This is a genomic window from Jeotgalibacillus sp. S-D1 (assembly GCF_004358665.1).
Taxonomy (GTDB): domain Bacteria; phylum Bacillota; class Bacilli; order Bacillales; family Jeotgalibacillaceae; genus Jeotgalibacillus.
Map to the genome: position 1 here is coordinate 197792 of NZ_SMZR01000004.1, position 15868 is coordinate 213659.

A 15868-nucleotide genomic window follows, 5' to 3' on the forward strand; every position below is an offset into this window, starting at 1 on the left:
AAAAAGCGCCTGGGAAATTCCCAGAGCGCTTTTTTCTATTTCGGAATAAGCAGCTGATAAAAATCAACATCCTGCCACTGATCAAATTTGTAACCGACCTCTTTAAAGCACCCGATAAATTCAAATCCGAACTTTTCATGAAGACGAATGCTTGCGGCGTTGCCTCCGGTTATTCCTCCAATGACAGCATGATGGCCGAGGGCTTTTGCGCGGTCAATGATTTCCTGCATTAACTGATTTCCTATGCCGTTACCTTGATAGGAAGGGGATATATAAATGGAAAGCTCTGTTGTTCTTTCATAAGCTTCTTTATCTCTGAACGGGCTTAGCGTGCTGTACCCTGCTACTTCCCCGTCAATTTCGGCCACAATTAAAGGGTATCTCCCGCCATATTTTTCAAACCATTTCATACGATCCTCCACTGATTGCGGAGCTAAATCAAAAGTTGCGACTGTTTCAAGAATTGCCTGATTATAAATGCGCGCCATTGCTGGCACGTCTGAAATAAGTGCTTCTCTAATTTGAACCATATGATCCCCTCTGCTTGCGTTTTCTTATTTATTCTACGTTAAAAATCAACAGGTGAAAACTTTTTTATATGGCTTTGATTTTCATTATATTGCTACATAAAGGAATAAATAAAATAATTCTTTTTGCCAAACCTAATATGACGGGATTTAATTTTTGAAAGGATGCGCTAAAAACATATTAAAATGCATTTTTTGTCGAATAAATGGGTATATGCAAATATACATGAAAACGATCAGAAGAGGTTTGCACTTTTCTCAGCGTGAAAAATTGACATGATGAACGGGGAGAAGCGATGAACATACAAGACAGGCATAAACGAGAACTGGGATTGCTGCAGCAATTTGGACCGGACAATCCCTCCATTACCTCAATCGCCTTCGATTCAAGAAACGTAACAACGGGAACTGCTTTTTTCTGTATTAAAGGAGAAAATGCAGATGGCCACGATTATATCGTCGAGGCCATTGAAAAAGGAGCTAATGTCGTTATAGGCAAAGATATCGTGCAGTTTAAAAAACTGAGTGCCGAATATCCGCAATGCACCTTTATGGCAGTTCAGGACGTCCGATACGCGATGGCTCATTGTTCGATTTTCTTATATGATCATGCAGATGAAAAAATTCAAACAATAGGAGTAACCGGAACAAATGGAAAAACAACTGTTGCTGCTTTTGTAAGATCATTACTTACACAGCTGCAGATTCCAACCGGTTCCATTGGGACAAACGGCATCTGGGCAGCTGAGGAGAAAATTAATTTTGCGAAAAGCACACCAACCACACCGGAAGCTCCTGATCTTCATTTGATTTTTAGGATGTTGCGTGAAAAAAACAACCAGGCAGCTGTAATGGAAGTTTCTTCTATTGCCGTGGATCAAAAAAGGGTCGAGGGCATTCATTTTGATATTGCCATTCATACCAACTTATCGCCGGAGCATTTAGAGTATCATCATACGTTCGAACGCTACAAAACAGCAAAAATGAATCTTTTTAAACAAGCAAAAAACGCCGTTATTAATATTGACGATAATGGAATGGGCAGTGACTTGTTAGAGATTTATAAGGGAAATGTACTGACATACAGCCTGAATCCTGCCTCGGGTGCTGACGTTATTGCCGCCAATTGCATCTCCATCCCAGAGGGAACGGCATTTGAACTGATATTTAAGAACCGAACCTATATTGTTCAAGCCTCGGTATATGGCGACTACAATGTGGCAAATCTTTTAGCTGCTGTGTGTACAGGACTTCATAATGGATTTACCGTAGAAGAGATCATTCCTGTTCTTCCTCACATTGAAAACCCAAGCGGCCGCTTCCAGATGATTGACGCGTATGGAGACAGGAAAATCATTCTGGATTATGCCCATACCCCTGTTGCGCTGGAGAATTTAATTGAAGCGGCAAAAAAAATCGATCACCAGAAAATGATTGTTATGATTGCCGGTATTGGAATCAGGGATTTTGAGAAAATGCCTAAAATGGCCCAAGCGGTTGAAGGGAAAGCAGATGAAATCATCGTAACCGTTGACCATCCGGGTTATTCAAATCCAAAAGATATCGTTAATCAGGTGATGACTGGTTTTTCAAATCAAAATGCTCCAAATATATCGACCTCATTAACCAGAGAAGAAGGTGTTGTCGCTTCTTTAAAACGTTCAAATGATCGTGATCTTATTATCCTTACAAGCGGATGCATCAATGGAGCCCAGTTAGTAAAAGGAGAAGCCATTCCACATTCTGATGAAGACATCATCCATCATTATTTTAATGATGAAAATGAGCATACTGCCAAGCAAATATATGAATTGTTTTGAATCTGCTCCCTTAATGACAAGTACCCTTGTCGTAAGGGTTTTTTTATGTCTCAGGTGTATTCGACAGGTCCATTGTTTGTGCAATTAATTCATAGGAATGCAGCCTGGCTTCTGCATCATGAATATTGGTTATCAGTAAAAAGTCGTCTGTTTTATACCGGATGCTTAGTTCTTCGAGTTTATCCTTAATAAAGGAGGGAGTTCCGATGATGCTTCTTCTTCGATTATGCGCTATCTTTTTCCTTTCCTCCTCTGTGATTCTTCGATTTAGCAGTTCTTCAGGAGGTGGAATTTGTGAATCGCCTTTTTCAATTCCCAAGAGCCAGAGATCCTGGCTGATCGCTAATTCCTCCGCTTTTTCCATGGTTTCTGCACACACCACAAATACACATATATTTACTTTAGGTTCATGTCCTAAGCCTGAATTAAAATTTTCCCGGTATGTTTTTAAGGTGAGCTCCCATTTATCCGGATTTATAAAATGGCCAAATGTCAGACCAAGTCCCTTTTCAGCTGCCAGTTTTGCGCTGGTGGGCGACAAGCTGAGAATCCATACAGGAGGAGGAGTCCCTGGACGGGGAGTCACTTTTACCATGCGATACGGATGATTTTTAGGAAGTTCATTATGGAGGAATCCTATCAAGTCATCTATCTGTCTTGGGAACTCATCCAGACTGCTGGGACTGCCATCAGTCAGCGCCTTTCTGGTTCGTTCAGTGCCCCCTGGAGAACGTCCAACGCCAAGATCAATCCTGTCCGGAAAAAGAGCTTCCATCGTTTTAAACGTTTCGGCTACCTTTAGTGGACTATACTGGGAAAGCAAAATGCCGCCGGACCCGAGACGGATGCCTGTGGTGGCTGCTCCGATCCGTGTCATGAGTATTTCGGGAGAGGCACTTAGCAGTCCATTTGTATTGTGATGCTCTGCCAGCCAGTATCTGCTGTAACCCATTTGTTCAGCTGCAGCTGCCAGCTTGATGGTTTGATCGAACACTGCTTGAACAGACGCACCCTTAGGCAGGGGCACCTGATCTAAAATTCCAAGCTTCATAAACGGTTCCTCCTCATATAATCGAATAGATAAATTTATTATTTATTATTGCATGTGGGTTTATTGACCGCATCTATTCAGCTTATACAGCTTCAGCACACCAGAACATAAAAAGAATTTAATGAGATTGGTAAATAGGGATTTTTAGGATGCGTTAATGTATGTCATAATACTAGATAAGCAATAACAGCAATAGATGGAAGAGGAGGAGTTAGGATGGCGCTAGTAATATTTGATATAGACGGCACATTAGTGGATTCAACCGACTACATGACACAGGCAATTCATTTATCCGTAGAGGATTTGCCGAACGTGGAGGAGCCATCACGGGAGCTGGTGCGATCTGCTTACGGGCTTTCGGGAGTAGATTTCTGGGCTCGTGTAGTACCTGAAGCTACACCGCAGGAAGTGAGTATGATTCGTTCTAGAAGAAGTACATTTTTAGATCAGCTTGTGAAGGGGAACGATCTATTATTTCCGAAGGTGCGTGATACGCTTGCTTCATTAAAAGAGCAGGGCCATACACTATCCACTGCTTCCAACTGCGGTACTCACTACCTGGATATGATTTTGGATACACAGGACATTCGGCAGTATTTTTCCAGCCCGATTTGTCTGGGCAGTATCAATGGCCAGCGAAAAGCAGAAATTTTAGCTGCACATTTCGAGCGATTTCCAAAAAAGGATGTCTATATGGTAGGTGACCGATTATCCGATATTGAAGCGGCAGTCGAGCATCAGGTACCGGCCGTTGTCTGTACATATGGTTTTGGGAACGAAGAAGAATGGGCAAGAGCCGATTACAAAATTTCTTCAATTGAAGAGATTATCCCAATTGTAAATAAGTAAGGATGGTGTCAGGTGATTACGAATCATGCATTTTTCAGTTCATGGAGTGGAGGAAAAGATTCCACTTTGGCTTATTTTAAAGCGTGTAAAGAAGGCGGCATACCTAAGAAGCTCCTTACCATGTTTGAGGAAAATGAAGAACGTTCAAGATCGCACGCACTTCCTCTTGATATCCTGAAAGCTCAGGCTGAATCGGTCAATGTACCGCTCATTATAAAAGGCGCTTCATGGGGCAACTATGAAGAAAAATTTCTAGAGGCACTGGCTGAATTTAAGGAAGAGGGCATTTCACATGGAGTTTTCGGTGATATTGACCTTGAGGACCATTTGAAATGGGTTGAGGATACATGTGAAAAAGAGGCCGTCACACCTCACCATCCCTTGTGGAAAATGGACAGACGTTATGTGCTGGAAGAGCTTCTTCGTGAGGGGTTTGAATGTGTCATTATTGTTGTAAAAGATGAAAAATTACCTCAATCTTTTTTAGGGAAAACACTTACAAAGACAGTAATAAATGAGATTGAAGAATATGAAGTAGACGCATGTGGAGAAGAAGGGGAGTTTCACACCGTCGTGGTAGATGGACCCAATTTCACAAAACGTATTGAATTGGATTTCAAGGGGATTCATCAAGATAGCGGATATTCATTTTTGAATGTCTCGCTTAAGCAGTAAAAGCAGTTAGTTAGCTAAAATTGGTCAGCTGGTCACCCCTGTAGGCACGTTCCCCAGGGGTGAATTTCAATTAACATGGTTAATCCGGACGCTCGCCACGCTGGAGTTCGCGTATTGATAACCCAAATCGCATTTCCAGGTGTGGATAATCTTTAAAGCCCTGCCAGTCACCGCCCCATGCAAATCCTAGTTCTTTGGCGATATCTACAACCTCCATCCAATCTGATTCTCCATTTTGATTTCCATCGTATTCCATATCCCAAACAACATTGTCTTCATTTGTGCGAATGGCAAAGTCAACTGCAAGTCCGTAATTATGATAAGATTCACCGCCCTTTGCATGTGAAACGATGCTGCCTTCCACGCTTCTTCCTCTTTCATAAATTTCATCCTGATCTTCAACGGAACGGAATCCATCGGTAATTACTATATCAATGCCGGCAGAAGCTGCTTTGGCGATTAATTGATTCGTTTTGTCATTCACAACAGGGTGCAGTTCAGTAGGCATTGGCACGTTGGCCAGCTCCTCTTTACGCTCCTGCTCCTGTACGATCCACCAGCCAATACATCCAATAATGATCACGTACAATATAAATTTAAATCCTGTTTTCATTGTCATCTCCTTTTAAAATGATTCAGTCCTAATTGTAGCACGGGCTTCCTTTGACATTTTATGAAAATGTGTTGAAAAATAAACAACCTGTATCCACCTTTTTGCGGATACAGGCTGTATTAATTCGTTAGTTGGATGGACTCGCCATATTTAAGAATTCGGTAAAATGCTAAGCCGTCGCTGTATCGCGCGCCGCCAAAGCTGACCGGTAGCAGTGAAAATGCAGCGAAGTAAATGGAAAAGTACGCGTATTGATAGAAAAACATATGCGGGCCAATCAGATCTGTTACAATAAGAAGATTTATGAACAAAATGGAACCCACGTTGAAAATAACGCCTCCCAGATGAACAACTGAGTGGGTAAAACGATTATTCCATTTTAAAGGAGAATATTCACAAAAAGAGTCGAGAAAATAGATAGAGTGAACACTTATCGATCCTATACAAAATAATTTTCTGCCTCTGCCAAGAGAGAAACTTGCTCTTCCGCCAAAAACGACTGCAAAGAACGAATGGCCAATTTGATGTATAAAGGACACTGTAGGAAATACGATCAGAAAAGACCAGAAAAAAGTCCACATATCCTGTAATTGAAACATTTGATCACCTGCTTACTTTATTTATAAATTTTATAGACTGAACGGTATAGAAAGTAAGATATTTAAGAATCTTACATGGGGTGTATTCCCACTTTAATTCACCAAAAACATATTTCCATTTATTTTTTCGTAAAAATTATCAAATCATGTCGTAAACTGGACAACCGCGGAGAAAATGAAGTACGATTGAAAAAATCAATGGAAGAAAGGATCCTGCTTTATGGACATACAAGTCGTCATAACGACAATCTGCGTGATGGGAATTATGATCGCGATTGGTGCTTTATTTGCAACGCGTGTGAACGTGACGCAGGAAGTAAAATATGTCCTCATTTTACTCATCTTAAATATTGCGGTTCCTGCCGTAATATTAAATGGCATTTTCAGTGTCGAGATGACCGGTGAGACGCTTTCTTTGGCTGCTAAGGTGTTTGGGATCTCAATTGCTTATCACCTGGGAGCTTTGGCGTTGGTGGCAGCCTTTGCTAAGATAGCCAGGTTTAAATCCACCTTTGCGATTAAAATGACGATTTTAGGAGCCTTGGGCAATACCGGTTTTATAGGGATTCCGCTTGCAGCGACAATTTTTGGTGCGCCAGGAGGCTTTTTGGCGGCTATTTTTGATGCAGGGTTAAGCTTTATTGTCTATACAGTAGTCATTTATCTTCTGCAGGCAGAGGGAAGATTTCATTTAAGACAATTAAAAGCGGTTATCAACGTTCCGGTCATGGCGATCATCATAGGGATTTTAGTTGCGGTAACCGGCTTTAAACCGCCTCAAATGGTTATTCAATTAACAAACATTCTGGCTGGAATAGCTGCTCCTATGGCGATGCTCTATGTAGGAATGCTCCTTCCGCCGCTATTAAAGAAAAAGCGACAGGTATTCTTCCCCGAAATATGGTTCCCTCTATCCTTTCGTTTGCTGGCAATACCGCTCTCCATGATGGCGATATTTGCCCTCGTATCATTTGAAGGATGGATAGCCAATATGATTGTGCTGCAAACGGCCATGCCGACAGCTATGGTGGTAGCGGTGCTGTTTTCCCGTTTTACTGATGAAGAAGATACGGCTGTCGTCACGATTTTTGCTTCAACTCTTTTAAGTTTGGCGACCATTCCTTTTCTCGCCTATTTAATGCTGTAAATGAATTTCTTTGTTTTGCTAATGTCCGGTTGTGGTAAGTAAGAAGTAGAGAATATTGGAGAGGTGTGTGTAAATGATGGGCAGAAATTATAAAGGCTACATAGGCACGTATACAAAAAAAGAAAGCAAAGGGATTTATGCTTTCGAACTGGATACTGAAAAGGGCGAACTGCTTCCGGCAACGGTAGCAGCAGAAATGACTAACCCAACGTATGTAAACATCAGCGACGACCAGCGCTTTTTGTACGCCGTTGCGCCAGGTGGATTGGCGGCATTCGAAATTGACGCGACAACCGCTGAACTGACCCCGCTGAACACCAGTTCAGAAAGAGAAGGGACGCCTTGTCATGTGAGTGTCAATGCTACAAATGATTTTGCTGCAGCGGCGAATTACCATGACGGCACCGCTGTGCTCTTTAAAGTAGATCCGCAGACGGGGAAATTGATGGAGCAATTGTCTGTTGAACAACAGGAAGGCGGCGGCCCCCATGAGCGTCAGGATGCTCCTCACGTTCACTTCAGCGGTTTTACACCGGAAGGCAAGTACCTTGTATGCGTTGACTTAGGTACGGATGAAGTTGTTACATATGAATATTTGAGCGGGGAATTAAAAGATATCCAGCGTTTTGCTGCTTCGCCGGGAGCAGGTCCAAGACATTTGGCTTTCCATCCCAATGGCGTAACAGCTTATGTCATGACTGAGCTGAGTAATGAGGTGCTGGTATTATCTTATAATGAAGAAGACGGATCGTTTGAGCATGTTCAGACGATTGCTGCGATTCCGGGCGATTTTACAGAAAACAGCCAGGGCAGTGCAATCCACGTTTCTTCAGACGGCCGTTTTGTTTATGCCGGAAACAGAGGACATGATTCGATTGCGGTATTCAAAGTCGATGAAACCAATAACCAGCTTGAACTAGTTGAATATGCGGGTACAGGAGGCAATTGGCCACGCGATTTTGTGCTTGATCCAAGTGAGAGGTTTATCATCACGACGAATGAAGAGAGCCATAATGCAGTTTTATATAGCAGAGATCCTGAAACAGGCAAACTGACCGATACTGGGACCAGCATTCATGTTCCGGAACCGGTTTGTGTGAAATTTTTAAAATAATAGTCTGTTAAAATCGATTTAACGGTGTCAATATAAAAAAGACTGTGCAGAAATAAACTGCACAGTCTTTTTCTATGTGTTGATATCAGATACGGTCTGCTTCGATTTGCATTAGTTTTTTTGACTGGCTGCGCTGCCAGGTAATTGAAATAAAGATCGTTACTCCCAATATGACAAACCCCAGCATAAATGGATAGACAATATTTACATCATACAGAATTCCTGCAAGTGTCGGTCCCAAGACGTTTCCGATGCTCATATAAGCATTGTTCATACCCATTGCGAATCCCTGCTCATTGCCGGCAAGTTTTGAAACCAGGGTAGTTAACACAGGCCGGAGAATTGAAGTGGCTAAGAAAATGAGTAAGGTAATGCCGAAAAACAGCACATAGTTTGTAGCAAACAGTGAGAGTAAAAAGCCCAAAGCGGCAATCCCCAGGAAAATGGTCAGGACGCTTCCTTCCCCGAACTTCCGTACGATTCTTTCCACAACAAACAGCTGCACGACCACACTGATGATTCCGGTGGAAGTAATCATAATAGCAATTTCCTGTGGTGAAGCCCCAAACTGATTGTCTACAAATAACCCAATAACAGACTCATAAGCCATCAGCCCAAAACTCATAATCATTGTGATAACAAGTGGGATAAAATATGGCTTTTGTACGGATAATCCCAGTTTTTTTATGAGCGGAACCTGGTCCGCTTGTGTCATGGTATTGTTTTCTTTCAAACTGCTTTCCTTTAATAAAATAACAGAAAATATTACAGCCACAAGTGAAACCAGCGCAGAAACCAACAGTGGGATTTTTAAGCCAAACTCAGCTAAAAAGCCACCAACGCCGGGTCCGATAACAATACCCAGGGACATCGCAGCAGAAATATAGCTGTTTCCTTTTGCGCGCTGTTCCATAGAGGTAATGTCAGCAACATAAGCGAAAATGGCAGGAATAAGTAGAGCCGCGCCTATTCCCCCGATAATCCGGGATGCATATAAAATCCATATAGAATCTGACAGATAGAATACAAACATTGATAAAGTCAAGCCGCTTAGGCCTGCAATGATCATCAATCGGCGTCCGTATTGATCCGCCCATCTCCCGGTTATTGGTGACATTATTAATTGGGCACCGGCAAAAATAGCAATCATAAGACCAGCGGCCGTTCCGCCTTCACCAATTGAATTCAAATAGGCAGGCAATATGGGAATGATAATCCCAAAGCTTCCTATCGCTATAAACATATTGATCATTAAGATCAGCATTTTCTTTCTTTGATCAGCTGACACGTTCATTCCTTCTTTCGTTCTTCATTCGTCGGGCAAAATTTATTAGGAAAGTGCATTTAAAAGATAATCAAACGCAGAGTTGTAATAACAGAGGGTAAATAATCAGGCATTCAAACAATGTTATACTGATCCGGTTAGAGTGTCAATAATCAAGCTTTAGAGAAACTATTTAGCATGAGCGAAGGTGGGGGCTTTGAATGGTGCAGTGGTGAGTGGCACTGGGCATTGCTGGGGGAGCCATATCGATCATCTTTCTTAATTTATCAGACTGCTTTCCTCGTTTAGCGCTCAATAGACACCATTGACGCTGTTTTATCTAACTGATTTGCTTCTTTATCAATCATCTACCTGCTTTTATCGCACTCTTTTCCATGTATATCGTTCCGTCCCAGACTTGAAAGGCCGGAGATGAAATATGTAAACTCAACGGTGCGTTTCGAAAATGGTTCTTTTATCTTATTTTTAACAGACTGCAGCTTCCAAGCTCATGTACGGGTCATTTCTTATCTTATCCATAAATAAGTTAATACTTAATTTTATCAAAAAAGTCCAATAATTGGTACATTACAAAGTTACGATTTCGTTGCATAATCATTGCATAAATATTACACAAAAGTTGTATGTGAAGGGTTTATTATGAATAGCAGTAAATAATATGAAAGTTCAAAAAAAATTCGCATTTGGAAACGTACTTATATCAAGCTTTTCATATAGACTTCCGTTTATTGTAAAATATTCCTAATTGACAAATGTATAGCTACATACATTATACTGAAAAAGTCCTTTTAACTGATAAATTTAACAAGCTATTCTTTTGGCTGACAAAGCAATACATAATGTAGGTACCACTGCAAGAAAGGGGATAATTAGTTTGAGAATTACGATAGATTTAGAAGTAGTACATGTGAAGCCTCGAGTAAAGTCTCATCTGTCAAATGTAATTCATTTTTTGGATTCAAACAATAATAGATTTATTTGGACAACGGCTGTGGATAAAAAACTTGAAGTCGGACAGAAAATACAAGCACAGATCAGCGTTAATGAAGAGTTGCATGATGATGATGGCAAATACGTCAGAATTAGCCATGTAACATTAAAAAAACCAATCGATCAGCTTGGAACCTCTACTTATACTAAAAAGCCATTTAGTATTATGGATCGGCCAGAAGAAAAAAAGGCGAAGCGCATTGTACCTGATGAAGATTTGCTTAATGACATTCAAAAAACATTGTCATTGCTACAGAAGAAATAAGATGCCTCAATATAAAGGAGCAGCCGTCTATAGACGGCTGCTCCTTTACCATTTATTTATGCTTCGATGCTCACTCGTGAGGATTGATCATTGTATGCTTCCAAATCCAACTCTTTTGTAACCTTGCTTGTTAAAACCCCGGCTGTCATACTGCCGCTTACATTAACGGCTGTTCTTCCCATATCAATTAATGGTTCAATTGATATTAACAATCCGGCTAATCCAATTGGAAGGTTAAGAGCAGAGAGAACAAGAATTGCTGCAAAAGTTGCCCCGCCGCCAACACCGGCAACCCCAAAGGAACTGATCGCAACAACCGCAATAATGGTTAAAATAAACGATGGCGTTAAAGGGTTGATTCCAACTGTTGGTGCGATCATTACTGCAAGCATAGCAGGGTAGACGCCAGCACAACCGTTTTGGCCAATCGAAAGCCCAAAGGAGCCAGCGAAATTGGCTGTGCCATCATTTACACCTAAATGCTGCTGTGTTCGAATATTCATTGGCAGTGCGCCGGCACTTGTACGGGTAGTAAAGGCAAAAGCTAATACCGGAAAGGATTTTTTTACATAAGTTAACGGATTTAAACCTGCAAAAGCAAGTAATATTAAATGAATAAGGAAAACAGCTGCCAATGCAACATAGGATGCCACAACAAACTTGCCGAGCGTAAAAATGGCATCGAGATTTGTGGTCGCGACTGTTCTTGTCATCACGGCTAGTACCCCGTATGGTGTTAAGCGCAAAATTAATGTTACTACACGCATGACGATGGCATAAAACGTGTCGACTATTTTAGCAAAAGATTCAGCTTGTTCCGGCTGTTTTCTCTGAACTCCTAAATAAGCAATTCCAAGGAAAACCGCAAAGATAACGACCGAAATAGTAGACGTTGGTCTGGCTCCAGTAAAATCCAAAAACGGATTAGAAGGCACTAAAGACAACAGCTGCTGAGGAAAAGTTACATCCTCTACGGTTCCATATGTTTCTTCGAGTGAAGCTGCCCGTTCGGATTCTGCATCACCCTGATCAATTTGAATCGCTTCAAGATTAAACCCGGCAGTCGTGGCAATTCCTACTGCTGCAGCGATTGCGGTGGTGGCAATCAACAGCCCAATGACCAGTGCACTAATTTTACCGATATTCTTTGTAATGGTTAATTTTGTGAAAGCGCCAAGAATCGAAATGAAAATTAATGGGATAGCAATCATTTGGAGCAATTTAACATAGGAGCCCCCAATTAAATTAAACCAGTCAGCCGAAGTAGTGATGACATTTGATTCAGAGGGATAAATAAACTGGAGGGCAAATCCGAATACAATCCCAAATGCCAACCCAAGTAATACCCGTTTTGAAAAAGAAACATGTTTTTTCTTTAATGAATAGAGAAAAAGTATAAGAGCGATGAGGATGAGCAAGTTCAAACTTACTAATACAATGTCCACTATATAACCCCCTTTTTATCATTTAATTAGTCAAAGTGACAGTGTAGAACATAATTCTTCATTGAGCAGAAAAAATCCAAAATATTAATTATTCCGACAAGACTAATAGGTTTTATAATAATAAAGGATCTTCAGGGTGTCAATTACTTTTTGGAAATATATATGCGATACTGTAATTTATTACTAAAGCTGTTTTAGCTGGAATGATATTATAGGAGATTAGAACTGTAATTAAGAGGGAGTGACTCTTAAGTAATTAGAGGTTTTGGGTTCAAGTCGGTCTGAATTATTGGTAAGATAGAAACAGGAAAGACGTAGGGGCAGAATTGTTCGGACGTTTTCAAATTCACTTATGCAAGGAGTAGAACTATGGAAAAAATATTGGTATTTGGACATAAAAATCCTGACACAGATACGATTACCTCTGCAATTGTTTATGCTTATTTAAAGAAAGAATTAGGTGTAAATGCAGAGCCTGTCAGATTGGGTGAACTGAATGGCGAAACTCAATTTGCTCTTGATCATTTTAATGTAGAAGTTCCCCGTCTGGTTGAAACTGTTGCAAATGAAGTGGATAACGTGATCTTAGTTGATCATAATGAACGCCAACAAAGCGCCAGCGATATAGATGAGGTTCGTGTACTTGAAGTAATCGATCATCATCGTATTTCTAATTTTGAAACAAGCGAGCCTTTATATTTCAGAGCAGAGCCGGTAGGCTGCACTGCAACAATCCTGCTGAAACTATTTAAAGAAAATAATGTTGAAGTTCCGAAGAATATGGCAGGTTTGATGCTGTCAGCCATTATCTCCGATTCTTTACTGTTTAAATCACCTACATGCACACAGGAAGATATTGATGCAGCTCATGTCCTGGCAGAGCTTGCTGAGGTAACTCCGGAGGACTATGGACTGCAAATGCTTAAAGCTGGTGCAGATCTTAGTGGAAAATCAATCGAACAATTGATTTCCCTTGATGCGAAAGTATTTGAAATGGCTGATCATAAAGTGGAAATTGCTCAAATCAATGCCATTGACCCGAATGATGTTTTGGCTCTTCAACAGGATATTGAAGAAATGCTTGATCTCGTTATTGTCGAAAAGAATTTATCACTGTTTGTTTTAGCAGTGACTGATATTTTAAATAGCAATTCTACGGTTATTGTTCGTGGAGCACATGCCAGTGTTATTGAAAAAGCATATGATTTATCACTCGAAAACAATACTGCGTTGCTTGAAGGGGTTGTATCCCGCAAAAAACAAATTGTTCCGGTACTGACGGAGACATTTAAAGCACTTTAGTCTGTTATATTTACCGATCCGGCCTCTCTTATTTTAAGAGAGGTTTTTTGTCGCAACGGCACATTTCCTGGGAAATACCACGATGAATATTAGGCATTTACAAGAGAAATGTCGGAAGGTGAGGAAGTCAATGAAAATTCCTGATTCTTTAGCGGATATTGGAAAAAAAAGAATAGAACCCTATCCTGTAGAAGGATTTGTATTTGGCGGAGGTCCTGAAAAACCAAAGCTCATGTTAGTGGGAGAGGCTCCGGGAGAGACAGAAATTAATAATGGCATCCCTTTTAGCGGAAGAGCAGGAGAACAGCTGATGGGGTTTTTGGACAGAATTGGCTTGAGCCGTGAGGAAGTATATATCACTAGTGCAGTCCGGAGCCGTCCGTATAAATGGGGAGAGAAAAAGGAAAGATCAGGTGAAATTATCAAACGCAAATACAATCGGACGCCAAATCAAAGAGAGATTTTAGCTCATGCACCCATTCTTGATTACGAAATTGAACATGTAAAAGCGCCGATTATTGTGACACTTGGCAACATTGGTTTAAAGAGGCTGGCAGGAAGGGAAAAGAAAATAACAGATGTACGTGGAACCGTTCTGCATCAGCCCGTGCAGCGGCTGAAAAGCCTTGAAGACTCAACGTTCTCCTGGACGGAGAAATCGTACTATTTATTTCCGACGTATCATCCGGCTTCCATCTTTTATAATCGAAGTCTGCTGGAGCATATTCATAATGATCTTGATAAATTGAATATGTATCTCAACGAATTAAAGCAGGGTAAAGAGCATTAAATGAATGAAGGGAGAGAATAAATATGACATTATCAAAAGAACAGCAGCGGAGTGAAGCAATAGAGTTGTTTAATAAAACCTGGGAGCTGGTTGATTTACAAGTACGAACGGGTGAACAAGAAGAGGAAATGATTCATTTAGCCCACGCCTCCCGTTATTATTGGAGCAAGGCTGGGGACTATGTAAATTGGTCAAGAGGAGACTGGCTGCTTTCCAAGGTATATTCAATCGTAGGGGAAGGACAAAATGCCTTAAAATATGCTTTGGCTAATGAAAAATTACATACAGAATACAACCTGGCGGATTTTGATGCAGCATTTGTTCATGAGGCATTAGCAAGATCGTATGCTGTGCTTGAGAAACAGGACCTTAAAGAATTTCATCTAGGAAAGGCACGCGGTCTGGTCGAGGGCATAAGTAAAAAAGAAGACCGGGAGTATTTTGTTGGAGAACTTGAAAAAATCAGTGATATTTAAATTTACACTTCAGAGGATGTCTGCAGATTGGATTTTAAACGAAAAAGGGAAAATGACGCTGCTCAAAAACCCAGCGTCATTTTCCTTTTTTAATTAGTTTTCGACTGGCGTTGGTAAAAGTTTTGAACACATTACCATCCATTGATCAAGAGAAAACGATTCGACAGCATTCTGCTCAATCACAATTTCAAAATAGTCTCTTGCTGCAGGAGAAGCGGCATTGAAATACTTTACCACAGCTTCAATTTGGGAGGAGTCTTCGAGTGTTCGGTTCACCCATGGTGAAAATGATAGTGTCTTTTTATTTACTTCTTCTTTAACCGGAGCAAGACCATTTCTTGTTAATAATTCCTTCCATTGTTCAATGGAGAGGGCATTTGCATGGCTCGGATCTCTCATTTCTTCAAACGTGTTCATAAATTGTGCCAGCATTTTGTCATCCGGGGATACATTATCAATCAACAGGAATCTGCCTCCAGGCTTAAGCACCCGAACAGCCTCCTGGATGAATTTCTCCGGATTGGGAAAATGATGGGCTGCTATTCTGCAAGTGACGATCGTGAAGGTGTCGTTTAAAAATGGAATGTTTTCTGCGTCCGCTACAACAAATTGTACATTAGGAAATTGTGTCAAATACGTTGAAGTGTTTTGCAGCATCTCTCTTGTGAGATCAGTTGCGTAAAGTAAAGAAAGATGCGGGGCCAGGGACTTTACTACGTGTCCGCCGCCAGTTGCAAGATCCAAACCGACATCGTTTGGATCTGGATTTAACCAGTTTACAAGCGTTGTCAGATCGTTTCCGGTTGCATGTGTCTGACTGGTTGCATATGCATCGGCATACTTTGAAAAAGTTGATTTAACCTGATCCTTTTTCTCTTCACTCATGACTAGGCACCTCCCATGATATAGGTCCAGTGTAG

General features: G+C 40.9%; 16 protein-coding genes. 9 read left to right on the forward strand and 7 right to left on the reverse strand.

The genetic code is table 11. The features are described from left to right. Window positions 1-35: 35 nt before the first annotated feature. Window positions 36-530: a GNAT family N-acetyltransferase gene (locus E2R51_RS13770; RefSeq protein ID WP_133377661.1), complete on the reverse strand. Its 495-nt coding sequence runs from the start codon at window positions 528-530 to the stop codon at window positions 36-38. A 293-nt stretch (window positions 531-823) separates the two neighbouring features. Here E2R51_RS13770 and E2R51_RS13775 point away from each other — a divergent pair, with 293 nt between their 5' ends. Then, a complete protein-coding gene (locus E2R51_RS13775) occupies window positions 824-2347 on the forward strand; it encodes a UDP-N-acetylmuramoyl-L-alanyl-D-glutamate--2,6-diaminopimelate ligase (RefSeq protein WP_133377662.1) in 1524 nt (507 codons plus the stop codon). 43 nt (window positions 2348-2390) lie between these two features. On the opposite strand, the gene E2R51_RS13780 is transcribed toward E2R51_RS13775, so the two are convergent. Next, window positions 2391-3398 carry an LLM class flavin-dependent oxidoreductase gene (locus tag E2R51_RS13780; RefSeq protein WP_133377663.1) on the reverse strand — a complete coding sequence of 336 codons (1008 nt, stop codon included), beginning with the start codon at window positions 3396-3398 and terminating at the stop codon, window positions 2391-2393. Between the two features lie 216 nt (window positions 3399-3614). Here E2R51_RS13780 and E2R51_RS13785 point away from each other — a divergent pair, with 216 nt between their 5' ends. Both E2R51_RS13785 and E2R51_RS13790 read left to right on the forward strand, forming a co-directional pair. Further along, a complete protein-coding gene (locus E2R51_RS13785) occupies window positions 3615-4247 on the forward strand; it encodes an HAD family hydrolase (RefSeq protein ID WP_133377664.1) in 633 nt (210 codons plus the stop codon). Between the two features lie 12 nt (window positions 4248-4259). Further along, window positions 4260-4922, forward strand: coding sequence for a Dph6-related ATP pyrophosphatase (locus tag E2R51_RS13790; protein ID WP_240733085.1), 663 nt, complete (start codon window positions 4260-4262; stop codon window positions 4920-4922). 79 nt (window positions 4923-5001) lie between these two features. Here E2R51_RS13790 and E2R51_RS13795 read toward each other — a convergent pair whose 3' ends face one another. Both E2R51_RS13795 and E2R51_RS13800 read right to left on the reverse strand, forming a co-directional pair. Beyond that, a complete protein-coding gene (locus tag E2R51_RS13795) occupies window positions 5002-5541 on the reverse strand; it encodes a M15 family metallopeptidase (RefSeq protein WP_133377665.1) in 540 nt (179 codons plus the stop codon). A gap of 113 nt (window positions 5542-5654) precedes the next feature. After that, complete coding sequence (locus E2R51_RS13800) at window positions 5655-6134, reverse strand: hypothetical protein (RefSeq protein WP_133377666.1); 480 nt, start codon at window positions 6132-6134, stop codon at window positions 5655-5657. Window positions 6135-6354: 220 nt separating this feature from the next. Between E2R51_RS13800 and E2R51_RS13805 the strand changes: the two genes are divergently transcribed. Then, entirely contained in the window at window positions 6355-7281 is a 927-nt protein-coding gene (locus E2R51_RS13805; protein ID WP_133377667.1) for an AEC family transporter, read from the forward strand. Window positions 7282-7354: 73 nt separating this feature from the next. Beyond that, window positions 7355-8395, forward strand: a complete 1041-nt coding sequence (locus tag E2R51_RS13810; RefSeq protein WP_133377668.1) for a lactonase family protein — start codon at window positions 7355-7357, stop codon at window positions 8393-8395. A gap of 85 nt (window positions 8396-8480) precedes the next feature. Here the strand turns inward: E2R51_RS13810 and E2R51_RS13815 are convergent, their stop codons facing one another. Beyond that, on the reverse strand, window positions 8481-9683 hold the full coding sequence (locus tag E2R51_RS13815) for an MFS transporter (RefSeq protein ID WP_133377669.1): 1203 nt from the start codon (window positions 9681-9683) through the stop codon (window positions 8481-8483). Between the two features lie 871 nt (window positions 9684-10554). On the opposite strand from E2R51_RS13815, the gene E2R51_RS13820 reads away from it, so the two are divergent. Then, window positions 10555-10935: a hypothetical protein gene (locus E2R51_RS13820; RefSeq protein ID WP_133377670.1), complete on the forward strand. Its 381-nt coding sequence runs from the start codon at window positions 10555-10557 to the stop codon at window positions 10933-10935. Between the two features lie 56 nt (window positions 10936-10991). On the opposite strand, the gene E2R51_RS13825 is transcribed toward E2R51_RS13820, so the two are convergent. Then, window positions 10992-12380 (reverse strand): L-cystine transporter, encoded by a 1389-nt coding sequence (locus E2R51_RS13825; RefSeq protein ID WP_133377671.1) that lies wholly within the window; start codon window positions 12378-12380, stop codon window positions 10992-10994. Window positions 12381-12749: 369 nt separating this feature from the next. Here E2R51_RS13825 and E2R51_RS13830 point away from each other — a divergent pair, with 369 nt between their 5' ends. The 3 genes from E2R51_RS13830 to E2R51_RS13840 all read left to right on the forward strand — a co-directional run bounded on the left by E2R51_RS13830 (window position 12750) and on the right by E2R51_RS13840 (window position 14948). Further along, window positions 12750-13682, forward strand: coding sequence for a manganese-dependent inorganic pyrophosphatase (locus E2R51_RS13830; protein ID WP_133377672.1), 933 nt, complete (start codon window positions 12750-12752; stop codon window positions 13680-13682). A gap of 130 nt (window positions 13683-13812) precedes the next feature. Beyond that, the gene (locus E2R51_RS13835; protein ID WP_133377673.1) at window positions 13813-14472 is read left to right on the forward strand and encodes a uracil-DNA glycosylase; all 660 of its coding nucleotides are present in this window, start codon (window positions 13813-13815) and stop codon (window positions 14470-14472) included. 23 nt (window positions 14473-14495) lie between these two features. Then, on the forward strand, window positions 14496-14948 hold the full coding sequence (locus E2R51_RS13840) for a hypothetical protein (RefSeq protein WP_133377674.1): 453 nt from the start codon (window positions 14496-14498) through the stop codon (window positions 14946-14948). A 93-nt stretch (window positions 14949-15041) separates the two neighbouring features. Here E2R51_RS13840 and E2R51_RS13845 read toward each other — a convergent pair whose 3' ends face one another. Further along, window positions 15042-15833, reverse strand: a complete 792-nt coding sequence (locus E2R51_RS13845) for a class I SAM-dependent methyltransferase (protein ID WP_133377675.1) — start codon at window positions 15831-15833, stop codon at window positions 15042-15044. Between the last annotated feature and the right edge of the window lie 35 nt (window positions 15834-15868).

Coding starts and splice junctions, on each gene's coding strand:
- E2R51_RS13770 (WP_133377661.1), bottom strand. CDS start 530: ATGGTTCAAATTAGAGAAGCACTTATTTCAGACGTGCCAGCAATGGCG.
- E2R51_RS13775 (WP_133377662.1), top strand. CDS start 824: ATGAACATACAAGACAGGCATAAACGAGAACTGGGATTGCTGCAGCAA.
- E2R51_RS13780 (WP_133377663.1), bottom strand. CDS start 3,398: ATGAAGCTTGGAATTTTAGATCAGGTGCCCCTGCCTAAGGGTGCGTCT.
- E2R51_RS13785 (WP_133377664.1), top strand. CDS start 3,615: ATGGCGCTAGTAATATTTGATATAGACGGCACATTAGTGGATTCAACC.
- E2R51_RS13795 (WP_133377665.1), bottom strand. CDS start 5,541: ATGACAATGAAAACAGGATTTAAATTTATATTGTACGTGATCATTATT.
- E2R51_RS13800 (WP_133377666.1), bottom strand. CDS start 6,134: ATGTTTCAATTACAGGATATGTGGACTTTTTTCTGGTCTTTTCTGATC.
- E2R51_RS13805 (WP_133377667.1), top strand. CDS start 6,355: ATGGACATACAAGTCGTCATAACGACAATCTGCGTGATGGGAATTATG.
- E2R51_RS13810 (WP_133377668.1), top strand. CDS start 7,355: ATGATGGGCAGAAATTATAAAGGCTACATAGGCACGTATACAAAAAAA.
- E2R51_RS13830 (WP_133377672.1), top strand. CDS start 12,750: ATGGAAAAAATATTGGTATTTGGACATAAAAATCCTGACACAGATACG.
- E2R51_RS13835 (WP_133377673.1), top strand. CDS start 13,813: ATGAAAATTCCTGATTCTTTAGCGGATATTGGAAAAAAAAGAATAGAA.
- E2R51_RS13840 (WP_133377674.1), top strand. CDS start 14,496: ATGACATTATCAAAAGAACAGCAGCGGAGTGAAGCAATAGAGTTGTTT.
- E2R51_RS13845 (WP_133377675.1), bottom strand. CDS start 15,833: ATGAGTGAAGAGAAAAAGGATCAGGTTAAATCAACTTTTTCAAAGTAT.